Annotated in this window: 17 protein-coding genes and 1 pseudogene; 8 read left to right on the top strand and 10 right to left on the bottom strand. The window is 62.9% G+C overall.

Features of this window, described 5'->3' with window-relative positions:
* Positions 1 to 36 precede the first annotated feature (36 nt).
* The 8 genes from QQZ18_RS01210 to QQZ18_RS01175 all read right to left on the bottom strand — a co-directional run bounded on the left by QQZ18_RS01210 (position 37) and on the right by QQZ18_RS01175 (position 9,236).
* On the bottom strand, positions 37 to 1,488 hold the full coding sequence (locus tag QQZ18_RS01210; RefSeq protein WP_284538783.1) for an ABC transporter substrate-binding protein: 1,452 nt from the start codon (positions 1,486 to 1,488) through the stop codon (positions 37 to 39).
* Positions 1,489 to 1,746: 258 nt separating this feature from the next.
* Complete coding sequence (locus QQZ18_RS01205; RefSeq protein WP_284537447.1) at positions 1,747 to 2,169, bottom strand: OsmC family protein; 423 nt, start codon at positions 2,167 to 2,169, stop codon at positions 1,747 to 1,749.
* A 154-nt stretch (positions 2,170 to 2,323) separates the two neighbouring features.
* Complete coding sequence (locus QQZ18_RS01200) at positions 2,324 to 3,052, bottom strand: SDR family oxidoreductase (protein ID WP_284537446.1); 729 nt, start codon at positions 3,050 to 3,052, stop codon at positions 2,324 to 2,326.
* A gap of 67 nt (positions 3,053 to 3,119) precedes the next feature.
* Positions 3,120 to 3,998 (bottom strand): L-ribulose-5-phosphate 3-epimerase, encoded by an 879-nt coding sequence (locus tag QQZ18_RS01195; protein WP_284537445.1) that lies wholly within the window; start codon positions 3,996 to 3,998, stop codon positions 3,120 to 3,122.
* Between the two features lie 25 nt (positions 3,999 to 4,023).
* Entirely contained in the window at positions 4,024 to 5,517 is a 1,494-nt protein-coding gene (locus QQZ18_RS01190; RefSeq protein WP_284537444.1) for an FGGY-family carbohydrate kinase, read from the bottom strand.
* Between the two features lie 217 nt (positions 5,518 to 5,734).
* Positions 5,735 to 6,733, bottom strand: coding sequence for an ABC transporter permease (locus tag QQZ18_RS01185; RefSeq protein WP_284537443.1), 999 nt, complete (start codon positions 6,731 to 6,733; stop codon positions 5,735 to 5,737).
* Positions 6,726 to 8,219, bottom strand: a complete 1,494-nt coding sequence (locus QQZ18_RS01180) for a sugar ABC transporter ATP-binding protein (RefSeq protein WP_284537442.1) — start codon at positions 8,217 to 8,219, stop codon at positions 6,726 to 6,728. Before QQZ18_RS01180 ends, QQZ18_RS01185 begins: the two co-directional genes overlap by 8 nt.
* Positions 8,220 to 8,324: 105 nt before the next feature.
* Positions 8,325 to 9,236 carry a substrate-binding domain-containing protein gene (locus QQZ18_RS01175; protein ID WP_342398910.1) on the bottom strand — a complete coding sequence of 304 codons (912 nt, stop codon included), beginning with the start codon at positions 9,234 to 9,236 and terminating at the stop codon, positions 8,325 to 8,327.
* 261 nt (positions 9,237 to 9,497) lie between these two features.
* Between QQZ18_RS01175 and QQZ18_RS01170 the strand changes: the two genes are divergently transcribed.
* Entirely contained in the window at positions 9,498 to 10,406 is a 909-nt protein-coding gene (locus QQZ18_RS01170; protein ID WP_284537440.1) for an AraC family transcriptional regulator, read from the top strand.
* A 7-nt stretch (positions 10,407 to 10,413) separates the two neighbouring features.
* Here QQZ18_RS01170 and QQZ18_RS01165 read toward each other — a convergent pair whose 3' ends face one another.
* Positions 10,414 to 11,973 (bottom strand): FGGY-family carbohydrate kinase, encoded by a 1,560-nt coding sequence (locus QQZ18_RS01165; protein WP_284537439.1) that lies wholly within the window; start codon positions 11,971 to 11,973, stop codon positions 10,414 to 10,416.
* Between the two features lie 341 nt (positions 11,974 to 12,314).
* Between QQZ18_RS01165 and QQZ18_RS01160 the strand changes: the two genes are divergently transcribed.
* The 7 genes and pseudogenes from QQZ18_RS01160 to QQZ18_RS01130 all read left to right on the top strand — a co-directional run bounded on the left by QQZ18_RS01160 (position 12,315) and on the right by QQZ18_RS01130 (position 17,294).
* Positions 12,315 to 12,761, top strand: coding sequence for a helix-turn-helix domain-containing protein (locus tag QQZ18_RS01160; protein WP_284537438.1), 447 nt, complete (start codon positions 12,315 to 12,317; stop codon positions 12,759 to 12,761).
* Between the two features lie 408 nt (positions 12,762 to 13,169).
* Positions 13,170 to 13,436, top strand: a pseudogene (locus QQZ18_RS23735) (hypothetical protein); the annotation flags it as partial.
* Positions 13,437 to 13,957: 521 nt separating this feature from the next.
* Positions 13,958 to 14,758 (top strand): tetratricopeptide repeat protein, encoded by an 801-nt coding sequence (locus QQZ18_RS01150; RefSeq protein ID WP_284537436.1) that lies wholly within the window; start codon positions 13,958 to 13,960, stop codon positions 14,756 to 14,758.
* 25 nt (positions 14,759 to 14,783) lie between these two features.
* The gene (locus QQZ18_RS01145; protein ID WP_143741474.1) at positions 14,784 to 15,044 is read left to right on the top strand and encodes a hypothetical protein; all 261 of its coding nucleotides are present in this window, start codon (positions 14,784 to 14,786) and stop codon (positions 15,042 to 15,044) included.
* A gap of 55 nt (positions 15,045 to 15,099) precedes the next feature.
* Positions 15,100 to 16,263 carry a YcaO-like family protein gene (locus QQZ18_RS01140; protein WP_284537435.1) on the top strand — a complete coding sequence of 388 codons (1,164 nt, stop codon included), beginning with the start codon at positions 15,100 to 15,102 and terminating at the stop codon, positions 16,261 to 16,263.
* Positions 16,260 to 16,970: a TfuA-like protein gene (locus tag QQZ18_RS01135; RefSeq protein WP_446728590.1), complete on the top strand. Its 711-nt coding sequence runs from the start codon at positions 16,260 to 16,262 to the stop codon at positions 16,968 to 16,970. The genes QQZ18_RS01140 and QQZ18_RS01135 overlap by 4 nt, the downstream gene beginning before the upstream one ends.
* A 93-nt stretch (positions 16,971 to 17,063) precedes the next feature.
* Positions 17,064 to 17,294, top strand: a complete 231-nt coding sequence (locus QQZ18_RS01130; RefSeq protein ID WP_284537433.1) for a hypothetical protein — start codon at positions 17,064 to 17,066, stop codon at positions 17,292 to 17,294.
* Positions 17,295 to 17,467: 173 nt separating this feature from the next.
* Here QQZ18_RS01130 and QQZ18_RS01125 read toward each other — a convergent pair whose 3' ends face one another.
* Positions 17,468 to 18,550, bottom strand: a complete 1,083-nt coding sequence (locus QQZ18_RS01125; protein WP_284537432.1) for an ABC transporter ATP-binding protein — start codon at positions 18,548 to 18,550, stop codon at positions 17,468 to 17,470.
* Between the last annotated feature and the right edge of the window lie 10 nt (positions 18,551 to 18,560).

The raw sequence follows: 18,560 nt of genomic DNA, 5'->3' as shown, positions 1-18,560 counted from the left end.
CGGCGCCGACCGGCGCCTGAGGCCCGAAGAGAAGGGTCAATCCGCCTTCTTGATGCCGTAGGCGAAGAACTGCGAGTTGAGACCGTTGAGGGGATAGCCGCTGACAGACTTCTTGGACACCACGATCTGCGGATAGAGGTAGAGCCAGTTGCTGGCCGCGTCCTCGGCGATCTGGATGTTGGCCTCCTTCAGCTTCTCGGTCTGCTCGTCGACCGTCTTGGCCTCTTCGGACGCCTTGATCAGATCGACGACCTTGGGGTTGTTGTACCCCCAGTAGAAGTCCGGATTGCCGTAGAAGACGATGTCCCGGTGGTTCACATGCTCCTGCAAGGTCGCCTGGAAATCGTGCGCCTTGTAGATCTTGGTGTACCACTCGTTGGCGGTGATAACGTTGATGTTCACCTTGACGCCAATCTTGGCAAGCTCACCCTGCAGGAACTGCGCGGCGAGCGGATGCGGGTCGTAGTTGGGCGTATCGATGGTGAAGGTGAAGCCATCGGGGTAGCCGGCCTCGGCGAGGAGCGCCTTGGCGCCTTCGGGATCGTAGGCATCGACCTTGGTTAGATCGACGTACCAAGGATCGGTCGGCGGCACGAAGGAGCCGATCAGGGAACCGTACTCGCCCCATACCGCTTCCAGCAGCTTCTTGTCATCGACGGCGCGGGCCAGCGCCTTGCGCACCTTGACGTTGTCGAATGGGGCGACGCGGTCGTTGTAGGCCAACAGCAGCTTGGTGGTCGACTTGCCCTCGGCCACGGTGAAGTCCGGATTGTCCTTGAACTGGGCCAGCGAGTCCGGGCTCTGCACGGACGTTATGACGTCCACGGCGCCGGTCAGCAGGGCGTTGTTGAGGGCGGTCGCTTCGGTGAAGTACTTGAAGACCACCTCGCCGTTTTCCGGCTTCGGGCCCCAGTATTTGTCGAAGCGCTTGACGGCAAGCTGGGAACCGCGCTGCCAGCCATCGAGCGCATAGGGCCCGGTGCCGTCCTCGGTGGATTGCAGGTCCTTGGCCGCGTCGTTGATCACCCAGACATAGGAGAGATTGTAGGGCAGGGAGATCGAACGCGAGGAAAGCTTGATCACCACGGTCGCGTCGTCGGGCGTCTCGATGGAGGCGATCGGCTTCAGAGAGTTCTTGCGCGAGCTCTTGCTGTCGGCCGACGTCACGCGCTCGATCGACCACTTGACGTCGGCCGACGTCAGGGGATCGCCGGAATGGAAGGTGACGCCTGGCTGGAGCGTGAAGGTGTAGGTGAGGCCATCGTCGGACACCTTGTAGTCCTTGACGAGGCTGGGCGACACGGAACCGTCGTCGTTGAGGCGGAACAGCGCTTCGTAGACGTTGCCGTTGAAGGCTTCGTTGATGCCCTGGCCGGCGCCGGCCGTGTTGTCGAGGTTCTGCGGCTCGTAGAGCGAGCCGATGCTGATGGTGGCGTCAGGCCCGCCCTCGGCGGACAGCGCCGGCGCAACGCCCATGAGGAGCAGCATGGCAGCCGTTGTGGCTTTCAAGACCGAACGATGGGTTCGGTTGGCGCGGGCGGACAAAGCGGTCATGTTTCTCTCCTCGGATGACGGCCGACTGGGCGACCTTGTTGGCGGCCAGTCTAGCCGAGGCAGGGGAAATGAGAATGTCGGCATCGTCTCTAGTGGCCGGCAGTCAGGAAACAGGTTTGCGCAAAGCGAGCTATAATCGAATTAACTTACTCGTACAGCCTTCCATAGACAAGCGGGCTCAATCGCCCGCGCTCAAGCGAGCGGCTCGCCGTCAATGATGTCTATCGAAGCATGATAGCTGTTGCCGATGGTGCAGACCTTATGCGCCTCCTCGATGAGGGACCGCCGCTCCGCGTCGTTGAAGTCGCCCTCGATAGAAAAGCGGCAGGCTTGGCGGGCAATGCGGGACGGCGGTTCGCTGGCCTTGGCGCCGATCACTTCCACCGAGACCGACCCCAGGCGCTCGTTGAAGCCCAGGTTGCGGGCGGCAATGCGGACGCTGAGCGCCAGACAGCCGGCCAACGAGGCGTCCAGCAGTTCCAACGGGTTGAAGCCCTCCATCGACGGCGAGCCCGCCAGCGTCAGGCTGGCGCCCGAGCGAGCGACGACGCCGCCGTGGCCGTTGCGATCGAGACTGGCGGTAGCACCCATCGGGCGAACCCGGACCTGCGACATGAAAAATCTCCTTCTCGGGCACCGGCCCGCCATTCAAGAATAGCCACATTGCCGGTGGGTGGCGAGAAACGAATGCCTCAACAAGAAGCGGCGGCGAACCGTTGCCGATGCGCCGCCGTCAGTTTGTGGGGGAGGTGTCGTTTCTTGGGGAGGATCAGATGTCGAACTGAGCCGGCAGGATCACCAGATCGCGGACGATGACGTTGCGCGGGCGCGTCAGCATGAACATGACGGCATCGGCAACTTCCTCGGGCTCGATGAGACCGCCGGCGGCCTTCAGGGCGGCGAGCCGCTCCGGTACCCAGTCCTTGAGGAGGGCTGTGATGACAGGACCAGGCTGAACCGCGCCGACGCGCACGTCGTGCTTGGCCACCTGGCGCCGCACCGTGTGAACGAAGGCCTGAACGGCATGCTTGGAGGCGGTGTAGATCGGCTCGACCATCACCGGAACCACGCCGGCAACAGAGCTGGTCATCAGAATGTCGCCGTGCTTGCGTTCGATCATGTAGGGCAGAACGGCGTGAACGGTGCGGAAGGCGGCGTTGATGTTGAGGTTCAGCATGCGATCCCAGGCGTCGGGATCGCCGGTGGCGGCGTCACCGCCGATATAGGCACCGGCGTTGGCATGCAGGATGTCGAGCTTGCCGGCCTTGTCGATGATCTGCGGCAGCATGGTGGCGACGCTCTTGGGGTCCAGGAGGTCGATGCGAACCGGGAACGCCTTGGCGCCGATCTCGGCGCAGGCCTTGGCGAGACCTTCCTCGTCGCGGTCGACAACGGCGACACGGGCACCCGCCTCGGCCATGGCCTTGGCGCATGCCAAGCCGATGCCTGACGCGCCACCGGTAATGGCGGCAACCTTACCTTCGATACTCACAGCCATTTCAGTCTCCTTTCGTCCGTCTCCGACGGACATTCACTTTGTTTGTTGGGCGTTTCCTCAAATCGTCTCATGCGGCTTGGAGCAGGCCGCCGAGGCGCATCTGCTCGATCATCCAGCGTCGTGCCGTGGCGATTTCCACCACCGGCTCGTCGGACTTTTCCGTCCACATCTCCATCAGGAAGGGGCCGCGGTAGCCGAGGTCGGCCAGCGTGGCGAAGCAGGCCTTGAAATCGACGCAGCCGTCGCCGAAGGGCACGTCACGGAACTGGCCGGGGAAGTCGCCCGTGACCTTGCGCGTGTCCTTGAGGTGAATGGCGACGATGCGGTCGATGCCGGCCCTGAGTTCCGCGTCGACGTCATTGCCCCAGGCCGTCAGGTTGCCGAGGTCGGGGTAGACGCAGAAATAGGGCGAGTGGATGAGCTGGTCGTACTCGCGCCAACGGGTGATCGAGTTGATGAAGGCGGTGTCCATGATCTCGACCGCCAGCATCACCTGCGCCTTGGCCGCCTCGCGCACCGACCACTGGAGCCCTTCGATGAACCGCTCCTTGGTGCCGACGTCGGCTTCCTCGTAGTAGACGTCGTAGCCGGCCACCTGAATGGTTCGGATGCCAAGGTCGACGCAGAGATCGATCGCCCGGCGCATGATGTCGCGTGCCTTGACGCGCGTCGCAGGATCGCGGCTGCCGAACGGGAACCGGCGATGCGCCGACAAGCAGACGCTCGGCACGGCGACGTTCAGATCGCGTACCGACGCGCAAAAGGCGGCGCGTTCGGCTTTCGACCAGCTCAGGCGCGTCATGCGCTCGTCGGTTTCGTCGATCGACATTTCGACGAAATCGAAATCCAGCGCCTTGGCGAGGGCCAGCCTCGCCGGCCAGTCGAGGTCCTTCGGCAGCGCCTTCTCGTAGATGCCCAGCGGGTTGGGCAACGCCTCTCGGGTCACGTCGTCCTCCAGATCTTGTTGGCTTTCAGCGTCCGGCCGGCAGGGCGGACAGGGTTTCGGCCAGGCGGCGGAAAGCCGCGTATTTCTCGCGATAGGCGGGGAAGCTCTTGGCGTCGGGCTCGATCAGCGCGCCGGACGGGCACATGGCGGCCATGGCCTCCTCGAACCCCTTGTGGGCGCCGGTCCCGACCGCCGCCGCGATAGCCGCGCCAAGACAGCCGGACTGCTCGACGTGCATCACCTCGACCGGCATCTCCGAGATGTCGGCGACCATCTGCATCCACGGCTTGGACCGGGTCGGTCCTCCGGTCAGGCGCAGCGTCTTGTCGCGTCCGGACAGCTTGACGATCCGTTCCAGGTGAACGTGCTGGGAGAAGCAGATGCCCTCGTAGACCGCCTGCAGAACCTGACCGAGACCATGGGCATTGGCGAGGCCATGCAGGCCGGCCGACAGGTCGTCGCCAAGGTTCGAGGCGAAGAGATAGGGCAGGAACTGGATATCGGTTCCGGCCTTCGGCAGCGCCGAGATCATCAGGTCGGCCTGACGATAGCAGTCGGGCATGCCGCCAAGGAACGTGCGGACGAACCACTCGAGATTGCCGGCCGAGGTCGGGCTGCCTTCGTGGACGAAGTAGCGATCGGGCATGCAATAGCGGCCCCAGATGTAGGGCCAGGCGTCGCCTTCCGGCTTCAGGATGCGATCGGTCGTCCAGGTGACGATGGTCCAAGTGCCCATTACCACGTTGACGAAGCTTGGATCGGCGAGACCGGCGCAGACCGCCGCCGACACGACGTCGAAGAAACCGCCGAACACCGGCGTGCCAGTCTTGAGACCGGTTTCCTCGGCCGCCTTGGCATTCAAGCCGGCAACGCACTCCTCGGACCCGACGACCGGCGGCAGGCAGCCTTCCATCTCGTCGATGCCGAACATCTTGAACAGGGCGGAGTCATAGGCGCCCTTCTCGACGTTGTAGAGGTTGCTGCCGGAGATGTTGGTGACCTCGGCGGCGAAAACGCCCGTCAGCTTGTAGCGGATGAAGTCATGCGCCATCAGCACGTGGCGCGTCCGGCTGTAGTTGTCCGGTTCGTTCGCCTTCATCCAGGCGAGCAGGGACACCGGATGGCCTGTCCAGAGCTGCTGATAGCCGAAGGGGTAGCTCGCCGCGTCGAGCCCCTTTGCCTTCCAGTCCTTGACGATCGACAGCGAACGGTTGTCCGAGGAAATGATGCCGTTGCGCACCGGCTCGCCATCGGCGTCGAGCGCGTAAAGTCCCTTGCCATGGGCGGAGAAGCTGACGCCGGCGACCTCGTCGGCGGAAACTCCGGACTCGGCGATGACACGGCGAATGGTTCCGACGACGATCCGCCACATGGCGTTCATGTCGCGCTCGGACCAGCCAAGGTGGGCGGCAACGCCGTTGTCGACCTCGGAGGCTACGGCCTTTTCGTGTCCCTCGGCGTCATAGAGGCCGCTCTTGATGACGGTTCCGCCGATGTCGATTCCGAGAAAGTAGGTCACGGCTCTTGGTCCTCTGGAGAAACGCGAGACTGGTCCGGCTGGCGCCGGGCAAGGAGAGGGCGTTCACCGGACAGGCGGTCCGGCGCTGGGGTGTTTTCGTTCGGTTCAGGCGGCTTGGTTGGCGGTCAGCCGACGTCAGATGGGGCTGGGACGCGCGACTGACTGGCCGCTTTGTCCGACCGGGCCGGAGCCCGGTCGGGTGGTCGTGAATGCCGGATCAGCGCGAGTTCTGCTTGCGGAGATAGCCGATGAGGACGGCGACCAGCAGGATCACGCCCTTGACGACGCGCTGGCTGTAAGGCGACAGGCCGATCATGTTGAGGCTGTTGTTGAGCACGCCGAGCAACAGGGCGCCGATCAGGGTGCCGACGATGTGTCCGCGACCGCCGGTGATCGCCGTTCCGCCGAGCACGACGGCGGCGATGGCATCGAGTTCCACGCCGATAGCCGAGTTGGGCTGGCCGGACAGGAGACGCGAGGTCTGGATCATGCCGGCGATGGCGGCGGTGAAGCCGGAGATGGCGTAGACCATCAGCTTGATGCGGGCGGTGCGGATACCCGACAGGATGGCCGCGTCTTCATTGCCGCCGACGGCGTAGACGTAGCGGCCGATCGGCAGGCGGTTCAGCACGAAATAGGCAGCCGCGAAGACGATCAGCATGATCAGCGTCGGGATCGGCAGGCCAAGGACGTACTCCCGGCCCAGGAAGCCAAACTCGCGGTCGATCGGCAGCGGGTAGCCGTTGGTGTAGATGAGGCCGAGGCCACGCGGGATTTCCATCATCGCCAGCGTGACGATGATCGGGGGCAGGGCAAAGCGGGCAATGAAGAAGCCCGACACGGCTCCCGTCAGCGCGCCGCCGAAGATGGCCACCAGGGCCGCCGCCCAGAAGGGAAATCCCATGTTGGCGATCATGCCGGCCATCAGCGTCGAGGCAAGCGCCACGATGGCGCCGACGGAGAGGTCGATGCCGCCCGTCAGGATGACGAAAGTCATGCCGACGGCGATGATGCCGGTGGTGGAGACCTGACGCGTGATGTTCATCAGGTTGTCGACCGTGAAGAAGTTCTCGTTCATCGTCGCGGTCAGAACCATCAGGACGATCAGCGCCACGAAGGACACGAACTCCGGCCGGCCGACGACGGTCTTGGCGAGGCCGACCAGTCCGGCGGGCTCTTCGCGCGGCGTTGCGCCGGTGGCAGCAGCTTCACCCATTTTCACCTCCCGAGGCGTAAGTCATTATTTTTTCTGAGTTGATGTCGGCGCCGGTCAGCGTGGCGCGGATTGAGCCGTAGCGCATGACGAGCACGCGATCGCAAAGACCGATCACTTCCGGCAGGTCTGACGAAATCACGACGACGCCAAGGCCTTGAGCTGCCAGCTCCTGCAGCATGATGTAGATCTCAGCCTTCGCGCCCACGTCGATGCCACGGGTCGGTTCGTCGAAGATCAGAAGTTTGCAGTTGCTCGCCAGCCAGCGGGCGATGATGACCTTCTGCTGGTTGCCGCCGGACAGCTCCGATACCGTCTTCAGATCGGAGGTGGTGCGGATGCGCATGCGTTCGATGAAGCGATCGCTGAGCGCCTTCTCCTCGCGCGGCAGCACCATGCCGAGCTTGTTGGTGAGCCGGGTCAGCGTGCTAATGACGATATTAGAGCGAATGGAGAACGGCAGGAACAGGCCCGTCCGCTTGCGATCCTCGGGCAGGTAGCCGATGCCATGGCTCAGCGCCTCGTGCGGTGAACGCAGATCGATCGGTTGCCCCTGGAACAGCACCTCTTTCTCGATGGAGGCGTCGCGGCCGATCAGGGCCAGGAAGCTCTCGGTGCGCTTGGCACCCACCAAGCCCGCCACGCCGAGAATTTCGCCACGACGCACCTCGAACGAGATGGTCTCCGAGCCCGGGAAGCGCAACTTGCGCACTTCCATGATCGGCGGCTCGGCGGCGTCGGCTACGCCGCGCTTGGCCGGGAAGGCCTGCGTCACCTCGCGGCCGACCATCTTGGAGATCAGCTCGTCCTGGGTGCATCCGTCGACGGGACCGGTGTAGACGTGGCAGCCGTCACGCAGCACCGACACGGTGTCGGCGATCTCGAAAATTTCCTCGAGATGGTGCGAGATGAAGAAGCAGCCGACGCCCAGCGCCTTGAGACGCTCGATCACCTCGAACAGCTTTTTGACTTCGCGCGGTGTCAGGGTCGCCGTCGGCTCGTCGAGCACAAGGAAGTTGCACTTGAAGATGGTTGCCTTGACGATTTCCACCGATTGCTGCTCGGCAACCGTCAGCTCGGCCACTGGGCAGTCGAGCGGGAAATGCATGTCGAGCCGGCCGAGAGCCTCGCGGGCCATGCGGCGCATTGTGCGACGGTCAAGCGTGCCGAGCTTCGTGCGGATCTCACGGCCGAGAAAGATGTTCTCGAAGGCGTTGAGATCGGGAACCAGGCTGAATTCCTGGAAGATGATGTTGATGCCGAGCTTTTCCGACTCCCTCGTCCGTGTCGGATGTACCGCCGCCCCGTCGATCAGCAGCTCGCCCTCGTCGGCCTGGTAGACGCCCGACAGGATCTTCATCAGTGTCGACTTGCCGGCACCGTTCTCGCCGACCAGCGCATGAACTTCGCCGCGTTTCAGCGAGAGGGAGACATCGTTGAGGGCGACGATGCCGGGGAACCTCTTGGTGATGTGTTTCATTTCGAGCATGGCGAAACCCTCGGAACGCGCCGTCCGGGACGGCGGTGCTGATCGGACTGTCCGGGAAGCGGGTTCGCCGCGGGGAGGGCACTGACCTTCCCCGCGGCGGATCGATTACCAGGCGAAGGTTTCCGCGTTGGACTTGTCGACGAGCTCGACGTCGATCGGGATCACGGCCGGAACATGGGCGCCCATGTACTTGGCAAGCGCGATGGAGAGACCGATGCGCATCTGGTCGCGCGGGAACTGGGCGGCCGTCGCCTTGAAGGCGGAACCGGCGGCGATGGCCTTGACGGCCTCCGGAGCGCCGTCGACCGACGTCAGGATCACGTCCTTGCCCGAACCCTCGATGGCGGCGAGAACGCCCATGGCGCCACCGTCGTTGACCGAGAAGATGCCCTTCAGGTTCGGATGCGACTGCATCATGTTCTCGGCGACGCCGACGGAGATGTCGCGCTCCTGACGGCCGTTCTGGATGTCGACCAGCTTGACGTCCGGCGCCTTGGCGAGGGCGTCCTTGCAGCCGCGTACGCGTTCCAGGATAGGAACCACGGCGATGCCGTCGAGAATGGCGACTTCTCCCTTGCCGCCGATTTCCTTGATCATCGCGTCGCAGGCGAGCACGCCGGCGTCGTAGTTCTTGGAGCCGACGAAAGCGTCGACGCCGGCGGCCTGCGCGTCGACGGACACCACCGTCACGCCCTTGGCCTTGGCGGCTTCGACGGCGCTGCGCACGCCCTCGGAGTCAGTCGGGTTCACCACGAGGATGTTGACACCCTTGGAGACCATGTCCTCGATATCGCTGAGCTGCTTGGAAACGTCATGACGAGCGTCGGCAACGTAAACTTCAGTATTATCGCCGAGCAGCTTGGCGAAGGCCGTGACTTCCTCGTTCATGACGATGAAGTAAGGGTTGTTCATTTCCTGAAAGGAAACACCAATCTTGGGAGCGTCCTTGGCGAGAGCTGCGCCTGCCGACAGGGCAAGCGTCGCCGAAGCGGCGAGTAGCACCGCTTTTGCATTGATATTCATAACGTCTCCTCCGTAATTATTGCCTTTCGGCGAATTCGTTCTAGCTGAGCGCGACGTCGCCCCCTAGACGATTTTCCTGATTTGTCTTGTACTTTTTCCACCCATCCCTTGAGTCATCTACGAAATCCGCTCCGCCGATTAGCCTTTGGTCTCAGTGGATGCCGGCAGTGATGCGGTCGTCTTGACAGCCGCGCCGGTGGCTTCCGATCATTGGCGTCGGACGAGCCGGGACCGGCCGAAGGTGAAGGACAGACCATGCCGGAGATGAAGCCGTCGCTCGTGGTGAACGACAACAACCTCGGGAACTCCTTCCGCTTCGAGCGCTGCGGATGGCCGAACGACAGCGACAGGTGGCACTTTCATCCCGAATACGAACTGCATCAGATCGTCAGAACCAGCGGCAAGCTGTTCATCGGCGACAACGTGCTGAGCTTCCGCCCCGGCAGTCTGTTCCTGATCGGGCCCTACACGCCGCACAACTTCGTCAGCGACGCCCGCAGCGGAACCATGGTTCCCGAACGCGACCTGATCCTGCAGTTCCGAAAGGAGTGGATCGAGGCCAGCGCCAACGTGCTGACGGAGATGCGCCTTCTTCGCCCCGCCTTCGATGAGGCGGTGTTCGGCGTCGAGTATGGAGGAGAGACGCAGCGGGCGGTCTACGGGCTGATGAACACCATCGACACGCAGGAGCCGTTGGAGCGATTGATCTCGTTCATGCGCATCATCGACCAGTTGAAACAATGCCGCCGCAAGACGGTGCTCGGCACGTCGCGCTACTTCATCGACATGCGCACCGCGTCACTGAGGCGCTTCAACAAAGTAGTCGACTATATCCGCGAGCACATCGAGGAGGACGTGTCGATGGAGACGGCGGCCGACCTCGTCGGCATGAGCTACAAGATGTTCTCGCGCTGGTTCATCGAATGCACGGGCATCGGATTCCGCCGCTACGTGATCAAGACGAGAATCAACAAGTCCTGCGAGTACCTGTTCTCAACGTCTCGCTCCATCCAGGAGATCTGCTACCTCGTGGGCTTCAACAACGTGTCCAACTACAACCGGCTGTTCCGTCAGGTCATTGGCGTCACGCCCAGCGAGTTCCGCCACAAGTCGCAGGAAGCGCAGGAATACGAGTTTCCGCTCGAAGGCTTCGCCGCCGCCTGAGGCGGCGTCAGGTCTCGGTTGCCGTCGGGAAGTAGGACTTCATGTGCTCGTAGAGCCGCTTGAAGTTCTCGAAGCTGCGCTCGTAGACGACGTTCGCGGCGGCATCGGGCGTCAGCACCCGCGCCGGCTGGACGGTGAGCCAGTCGCCCATCTGTTGCCGGTCGATCATGCCGATGCCGTAGGCGGCGATCACCGCTGCGCCATAGGCCGCCTTGCCGCTGTTGGGCAGAACGCGCACCGGCCGGCCGGTGACGTTGGTGATGATTTCCACCCAGAGATCGGATTTCGAAACGTCTCCGACGACGGTCAGCTGATCCTCCAGGCCTCGAAAGGCGGCGCTGCCGTAGTCGATGTTGTTCTTGAGCGCATAGGCCACGCTTTCCAGCATCGCCCGATAAAGGTGCGACTTGGTATGGTTGAGCGTCAACCCGGTGATAGTGCCGCGCGCGTCGACGTCCCAGATCGGACTGCGCTCGCCCATGAAATAGGGCAGTACCATCAAGCCATTGGAACCGGGCTGAATGGTCGAGGCATGTTCGTCCAAAAGATCGAACGCCGAGATGCGCCGCTTGCCGCCGCTGGTGAGAGACTCCACCAAGCGCTCGTTGTCGGCAAAATTGTCGCGGAACCACTGGACGACCGAGCCCGATGTCGCCGAACCGCCGTAGGAATAGGTGAGCGTCTCGCTGTCGATCACGTAGGGCATCGAGACAAGGCCGGGGAGGCGGCCGGCGCTGGAATGGATGAACCCCCAACAGGTCGACGAACTCAGCATGGCGGCGTGCTGGCCTTCCCGCACGACGCCGGCCCTGAGCGTGGCGACTGCGGCATCGACGCCGCCGGCGCAGACCGGCATCCCCTCCACCAGCCCCAGCATGCGGGCTCCGGCCTTGTGTAGCCGCCCGACGACTTCCTGCGATCCGACAAGCCGCTCCGGAAAGAAATAGGGTGGGATGTCCAGGATATCGGCCATTTCCTCGGACCAGGCTCGTTTGCCGAGATCATAGACCCCGCCAATATTACAGGCCTGCGAGTGGTCGATGGCGATTTCACCGGTCAGGCGGTAAATGATGTCGGCATTTGGCGGCAGGAAATAGTTGATGCGCGACCAGACCTCGGGCTCGTGGTTCTTGATCCAGAGGATCTTGGTGAAGCCGAAATAGGAGTCGGCGCCGTTGCCGGTGATGGCGTAGAGATCCTCCTCGCTGATCATCTGGCGGACGCGCTCGCTCTCGATCTTGGCGCGGCGATCGAGCCAGAGCAGGCAGGGACGGATCGGCTGCATGCCGACGTCGACAGGTATGCCGGTGCCGCCGCCGATCGCCGACACCGCCATGCCCTTTACATTTTGCGCAGATACGCCGGAGCGGAGAAGCGTCTCCCGCACCGCTTCCGTAAAGGCGTGCAGCCAGACGTCCGACGACTGTTCAGCCCAAAGGCTATGAAGGCTGACGAAACCATACTCGGCTCGGCCCTGGCTGAGAATGCGACCGTCCCGGTCGACAAGCACGGCCTTCACCGATGACGTGCCCAAGTCCACGCCCAATACGCAATCGGCCCCGGTCATTTCGTACCAGGCCTCCTTTTTCGCTTCTTCCCTACGGCGACGGGATTCTTGCGCCCGCCTGCCTCAAGTCCAGTGATAGTAGTCCATTCCGTCGCGTCGGGGCAATGAAGGGATTCAAACAATTGGGCGATTGGCAAAGCTAAAATTTGGTTCCACGTTCCTTTTTCTGACTCGGTACAAATTACAAGCCTGCCTCAACATCGAATATCAGTGCGTTCTTGCTACTTTATTTTGTGCGCCTCATCAAATACACTAATTTGTGGTGTGGCTCACTCGGCCTGTTTCCCAAGCTCCCTTGATCGCCGCGAGTCCCGTCGACCATCGCCAAGCTGGAGGCCCCAATGACCGTCAAGTCGCCTAATCCGATCGACATCCACGTTGGTGCGCGCGTACGGATGCGCCGGTTTCTCTTGGGAATGAGCCAGAGCAAGCTGGCAGAGCAGTTGGGGGTTACGTTCCAGCAGGTGCAGAAGTACGAAAAGGGGATGAGCCGGATCAGCGCGTCCCGCCTTCAGGCGATCGCCAACGTCTTGGGCGTTCCCGTGGGCTTCTTCTTCGAGGCTATCGTCGATCATGCCCACCAGGAGACCGATCCCCTGTCGGATGTCCTCGACGCGTCGCTGCTGACGCAGGACGGTGTAGCGCTCAACAAAGCTTTCGTTCGCATCAGGAGCGCAAAAGTCAGGCGGTCCATCGTCGAACTCGTGAAGCTGCTCGCCGATGATGGCGAGACATCATTCGCGAGCCGTTCGATCGATGCGGATTTCCGTGGATTGCGCTCCAACTGAGCCTCGAAGCGTTTTCAAGCCAAGGAGAGGGCCGGCGTGCCGTTCGGACTGAAAACCTTCGGCGAACTGCGGTTGACGGGGAGCGACGGTCAGCCGGCCACGTTCCCTGACAAAGGACTCATTGCAAGCGTCTTTCTCGGATTCCGTCCATCCGGTCGGGTTTCCCGAGCCGAACTGGCCTCGTTCCTTTGGGGGGAAGGCGAAGACGGCGGAGCCAAGGCGCTTGGCAACCTCCGCCAGCTTCTGTCGCGGGTCAGGATCCGCCAGCGCGAGTTGGGGGCAACCTTTCTCGACATCGAGTCCGCCGACATCGTGCTCTGCCGAGATGACATCAGATTCGATTTCGAGGAGTTGCAGCCGAAGCCTGTCCCGGATTCGGTCGCGCGCCTCGAGACCTTTCTGCGCAACATGTCGGGCCAGTTCCTCGCCGACTTCGATATCCCTTCGGAAACGGGCCAGCTCTGGCTTCTCGAACGGCGCGATTTCTGGCTGGCCGAGTTCGCTTCCGCTCTGGAAGAGGCGGCGGGCGTGCTGTCGCGTCAGAACGCAGCGTCGATCAAGGCCGCCGCCGCGCGGCTCATCGAGCTCGATCCCTATAGCGATGTCGCCCATCAGGTTCTGATGCGGGTTTACGCCAAGGACCGGAGATTGTCGCAGGCTCGCCTCATCTACGATCGCTATCGGCAGCAACTGTGGTCCGAGCTCAACACCCAGCCTTCGGAAGACATGCTTCGGTTCGCCCGTCTGCTTTTCAACGACGAGGAAAAGAGGGTCGCCACCGTCAGCGTGGCGCCGGAGCGAACGGACCAGCGCGAACCGGAGCCGGCGACATCGCGGCCGCATCTGCCGCGCCTCTTGCTGCTGCCGCCGAGGCGACCCGACGAACAGCGCAACTGGGCACTCATATCCAGCCTGATCGAAGACGTAACAATCGGTCTCTGCCGAATCCGCACGATGGCCATCGTGGCTCCCTATACCGCGAGGCGGATCGCCGCCATGGCGGCGGAGGAGATCGACCTTCTGAGACAGTACGATGTTTCCTACGTTCTGGAGACGCGCTTTCAGGAGCGGACCGGCGAGGCGGCGCTCTACGCGACCCTCGTCCATGTTGCAGGCGACGAGGTTCTCTGGTCGGAGAGTTTCGCGGCCACCCGGACGATTTCCCCAACACCTATGGCGAGCTGGTCGCCCGCATCGTGCTGGAGACCGCCGGTTCGATCGAAAGGAAGGAACTGGCCAAGATCCATACGGTGTCGAAGCCGACCGCCTACCAGAACTATCTTCTCGGCCAGCACAGCCTTTCCGTCGCCGATCTGCCCGGCATTCGCCGCGCCAGGAAGTTCTTCCGCGCCGCCCTTCACGACACGTCGGAATACGCCTCCGCCATCGCCGGACTTGCGCGGACCGAGCATCTCGAATGGCTCCTGACGGCACGTGGCGATGAGGAACTGCTTCTGTCGGCGGAAGCTCATGCGCGGGACGCGATCCGGATCGGCGCCGACGATGCCGGCGGCTATCACCAGCTCGGCGTCGCCAAGCTTTATCAAGGGCAGTTCTTCGAAAGCATGGAAGCCTTTCTGGAGGCGGAAAGCCGCGCGCCATCGCACGCCGACCTGATGGCCGACCACGCCGACACGCTGGTCCACGCGGCCGATCCCATCCTTGCCCTCGACAAGATCAAGCGGGCGATCGAGCTCAATCCGCTGTGCCCGGATCTCTATTGGTGGACGGCGGCCGGAGCGAACTTTTTCCTGGAAGAGTTTGGAGAGGCCATCGCCTGCATCGGCCGCATGGCGGATCAGGCGAAAGCGGGGCGGCTGGCGGCTGCGGCCTACGCCATGCTCGGCGATCAGCGCAATGCCAAGAGGGAAATGCGCCGGACGCTCGCTATCTATCCCGACTTTACCGTCGACGATTGGCTGAAGAAGGTGCCCATCCGCGAAAAGTGGAAGATGGACATGTTTCGAGACGGCCTGCGCAGATCGGGCTTCAGGTGACGCCCGTTTTTGAGGAGAGACGAACATGGCTAAGTTGGCAGTTCTGGGTATCTCTGGTGAGTCCGGCTATTGGCTTGTCGATTTCGAGAACGGAACGGTGTCCGCTCTGCCGGATACCGCCAAGGAGCCGTTCGATTTTTCCAAGACCGCCCGTGACAAGGGCGCAAAGCTCGTGGCCGGCGTCGATCTGGCCGTGGCGCTCGACAGCGGCGATGAGGCATTCGCAGGAAACGGCGAGGCGTTCTCCGGTCGTCTCAGTGCCTATTCGGGCCGTCTCAACGGCTAAACGCGCCTGCGGTCCGACCTAAGTGACATCCAACGGACATACCTATTCGGACCGCATGTGCCGTCCGGAAGAAACCTTGGCACGCGTGACGCCCGCTCTTGCCGAGCATGGAGTCACGCGTATCGCCAAGGTGACCGGCCTGGACCGGATCGGCGTTCCGGTCTGGAACGCCTTGCGCCCGAATGCCCGTGCGCTTTCCGTTCATCAGGGCAAGGGCATCACCGACATCGACGCCAAGGCTTCGGCCGTCATGGAAGCCCTCGAGCGGGCTTGCGCGGAGCGGCCGCGCCTGCCGGCTCGGGCGGCTTCAGCCGATGAGCTTCTCAGGGCCGGCGAGCACTGCGATCCGCTCGATGACCTCATCGCGATCGGCCATCAGCCGATGGATCGTGCTTGCCGGTTGAACTGGGTCGCAGGACGAGACCTGATGGACGGCGCGGTCGTCTGGGTTCCGTTCGATGCCGTTCTGCTCGACTTCACTCGCCCCTCGCATTTCTGGCAGTCGTCCGACGGGCTCGCATCCGGCAACACGGAGACCGAGGCGATCTTCCATGGCTTGCTGGAACGCATAGAGCGCGATGCCGACACTCTCTGGTCGCTGGGGCGCGTGGAGCAGCAAGCCGAGACCTGCGTATCCGCCAACGATTTCGGCGACACTGTCGTTAGCGCGCTCACCGACCGGATAGAGCGCGCCGGATTTCGACTCCAGCTCTTCGACATGACCAGCGATCTGGGCGTGCCGACCTTTTCGGTCCTGATGTCGCCGGCCGAGGCGCTGGAGCGCCGATCCCTGCGCTATATCGATGTGACGATGGGCAGCGGAACTCATCCCGTTGCCTATCGCGCTGCGCTCCGCGCCATCACGGAAGCCGTCCAGTCGCGCCTGACCCTGATCACCGGCACGCGCGATGATGTCGAGGATGACGTCTACCTGAGCCAGGCGTCGGACTATCTCCGCCAGAAGCTGCGCCTCGGTCCTCGTGGGCGCATTTCCAGCAACTTGTGTCCTCCCGGCGACGACGTGGAGACGATGCTGGCGTACGTTCTCGACCGGCTGCGGGACAGGCGGATAGGCCGCGTCATTGCCGTTCGCATGAACCCCGAGGAAGATCGTTTCGCGGTGGTGAAGATGATCGTGTCGGGTCTCGAACATCCCGAGGGCCGGCGGCAGCGCCGGTTCGGTGCAAGGGCTCTCTCGCGTCTTCTGGTGTTTCGATGAAGCTGATATTCGCTGGTCCCTCGTTCCATGGCGCCGATGTCCGCATGTCCCAGGGTACGCAACTGCGTCCTCCCGCGGCGAAAGGAGACATCCTTCTGGCCGTGGAGGAGGGCGCCAACGTCATCGGGCTTGTCGACGGCTATTTCGAAACGACGGCGGCGGTCTGGCACAAAGAAATCTTGCACGCCCTGTCTTGTGGTGTGCGTCTGTTCGGAGCTGCGAGCATCGGCGCGCTACGCGCCGCCGAATGCGCCGCTTTCGGCATGACGGGCATTGGTGCGATCTATGAAGCATATGCCGCAGGTCTGGTCGAGGACGACGCGGAGGTGGCGCTTCTGCACGCGCCGCGGGAGCTCGGCTATGCGCCGCTGTCGGAACCCTTGGTCAACATCCGGGCGACGCTCGACCGCCTGCTTGGAGCCGGTCAGATCGGTGACCACCAACGAGAGGCGCTGTTGGAAGCGGCGTCTTCCATTTTCTACAAGGAACGGACCTGGAGAGCGATCCTCGCCACGGCGATGCTCTCTCCGGACGAGCGCGTTGACATCGGCGTCCTGGTGCGGCGCTTTCGTGTCGACCAGAAAGCCATCGACGCGGCGGCGCTTGTGAAGGCAGTGGAAAAGGCCGATGACGTGCGCTCTGTTGGGGCGCCGACGTGGGAGTTCTCGCATACGTCATATTTCGACATGCTTGCTACCCAGAGGTAGCCCCATGTATCTCGCCTGTAACGGCCCTGTCACGGTCGGCTTGGTTATGTCCCCTCCGTTGTCGCAGTTTCGTGGGCAAGGAAGGGTACTGAGATGCTGGATAGAACCGCCGACAAGGCCATCTTGGCCGATACAGAAGAATTTGCCGCCCTTGCGCGCCTGATCATCTATGCCCGGCAGACGTCGAAGAGTTTGAACGCGGAGTTCACCTCCTATTGCCTCGACCTCGCTCTGGCCGCCGTCATCGACGAGATGGAAAAGGCCGGTCTCGACACGTCCATCATGGCACCGAACGCGGAGGCCGTGATCGGCGAGTTGCACTGAGCCCACGCGTCCGGCATTTTGCGTCCGCGCCGACATTGTCTCCGTCTTGAGATCGACGCGGCCAGGATGCTCCGGGACGAGGTCTGTCGTTTTACTTCCTGGCGCCGGGGCGAAAGTTTCCGGCGCCTTCGTTTTGGGTCCAAACCGACATCCGCCGGCAAGGCGGCTCTCGCTCAGCGCGACGCCGCCTCGACGTTGAGCCGTTGGCCGCTATCGGCGTCGAAAAGATGTGCCTGTCCGTCCTCGAAGACGACGGGAAGCCTGTCGCCCACCGATATCGACATTCGACGGCGGATGAGGGCGACCAGCTTTTCGCCACCGGCGTCGATAACGACATGCGTTTCCGAGCCGGTCGGCTCGACCACCTCGACTTGGGCATCGAAGCCGGCGGCAGCGGCGATCTGGATGTGCTCCGGACGGATGCCGACTTCCACTTCCCGTCCCGCAAACTCCGACGGATAGGCCCCGACGGCCATGACAGCCCCCGAGGCGATCTTCAGACCGGCCTGGCCAGCCTGGAGCGTACCGCGAATGAAGTTCATGGCCGGCGATCCGATGAACCCGGCAACGAAGCGGTTGACGGGACGGTCGTAGAGTTCGAGCGGAGTCCCGATCTGCTCGACGCGTCCGGCATTCAGCACCACGATCTTGTCGGCCATGGTCATGGCTTCGATCTGGTCGTGGGTGACGTAGACGACCGTCGTACCCAGCCGCTGGTGCAACCCCTTGATCTCGGCGCGCATGGCAACGCGCAGCTTGGCGTCGAGATTGCTGAGCGGCTCGTCGAACAGGAAAACCTTGGGATTGCGGACGATAGCCCGTCCCATGGCAACGCGCTGGCGCTGGCCGCCGGACAGCTGTGCGGGCTTGCGGCCGAGCAACGGCTCCAGGCCGAGGATGGCGGCGGCGGCATCCACCTTCTTCCGGATCGTCGCCTTGTCGACCTTTGCAAGCTCCAGCGCGAAGCTCATGTTCTGGGCGACGGTCATCTGCGGGTAAAGGGCGTAGTTCTGGAACACCATGGCGATGTCCCTGTCCTTGGGCTCCAGATGGTTCACGACCCTGTCGTCGATGGCGATGGTGCCGGCGGAGATATTCTCCAGGCCGGCTATCATGCGCAGGAGCGTCGACTTGCCGCACCCCGATGGGCCAACGAGCACAACGAACTCGCCGTGACGGATGTCGATGTCGACGCCGTGGATGACGGAGACGGCGCCATAGTTCTTGCGAACGTTGCTGATCGTTACGCTGGCCATTGCTTTCTCC

This window comes from Pleomorphomonas sp. T1.2MG-36 (assembly GCF_950100655.1).
Lineage (GTDB): Bacteria > Pseudomonadota > Alphaproteobacteria > Rhizobiales > Pleomorphomonadaceae > Pleomorphomonas.
This window is presented reverse-complemented; position numbering and strand designations above follow the sequence as displayed.

Bases quoted from the DNA above. Each gene is read 5' to 3' on its own strand.
- QQZ18_RS01210 (WP_284538783.1), bottom strand. From the start codon at position 1,488: ATGCTGCTCCTCATGGGCGTTGCGCCGGCGCTGTCCGCCGAGGGCGGG.
- QQZ18_RS01205 (WP_284537447.1), bottom strand. From the start codon at position 2,169: ATGTCGCAGGTCCGGGTTCGCCCGATGGGTGCTACCGCCAGTCTCGAT.
- QQZ18_RS01200 (WP_284537446.1), bottom strand. From the start codon at position 3,052: ATGGCTGTGAGTATCGAAGGTAAGGTTGCCGCCATTACCGGTGGCGCG.
- QQZ18_RS01185 (WP_284537443.1), bottom strand. From the start codon at position 6,733: ATGGGTGAAGCTGCTGCCACCGGCGCAACGCCGCGCGAAGAGCCCGCC.
- QQZ18_RS01180 (WP_284537442.1), bottom strand. From the start codon at position 8,219: ATGCTCGAAATGAAACACATCACCAAGAGGTTCCCCGGCATCGTCGCC.
- QQZ18_RS01170 (WP_284537440.1), top strand. From the start codon at position 9,498: ATGCCGGAGATGAAGCCGTCGCTCGTGGTGAACGACAACAACCTCGGG.
- QQZ18_RS01165 (WP_284537439.1), bottom strand. From the start codon at position 11,973: ATGACCGGGGCCGATTGCGTATTGGGCGTGGACTTGGGCACGTCATCG.
- QQZ18_RS01160 (WP_284537438.1), top strand. From the start codon at position 12,315: ATGACCGTCAAGTCGCCTAATCCGATCGACATCCACGTTGGTGCGCGC.
- QQZ18_RS01145 (WP_143741474.1), top strand. From the start codon at position 14,784: ATGGCTAAGTTGGCAGTTCTGGGTATCTCTGGTGAGTCCGGCTATTGG.
- QQZ18_RS01140 (WP_284537435.1), top strand. From the start codon at position 15,100: ATGTGCCGTCCGGAAGAAACCTTGGCACGCGTGACGCCCGCTCTTGCC.
- QQZ18_RS01135 (WP_446728590.1), top strand. From the start codon at position 16,260: ATGAAGCTGATATTCGCTGGTCCCTCGTTCCATGGCGCCGATGTCCGC.
- QQZ18_RS01130 (WP_284537433.1), top strand. From the start codon at position 17,064: ATGCTGGATAGAACCGCCGACAAGGCCATCTTGGCCGATACAGAAGAA.
- QQZ18_RS01125 (WP_284537432.1), bottom strand. From the start codon at position 18,550: ATGGCCAGCGTAACGATCAGCAACGTTCGCAAGAACTATGGCGCCGTC.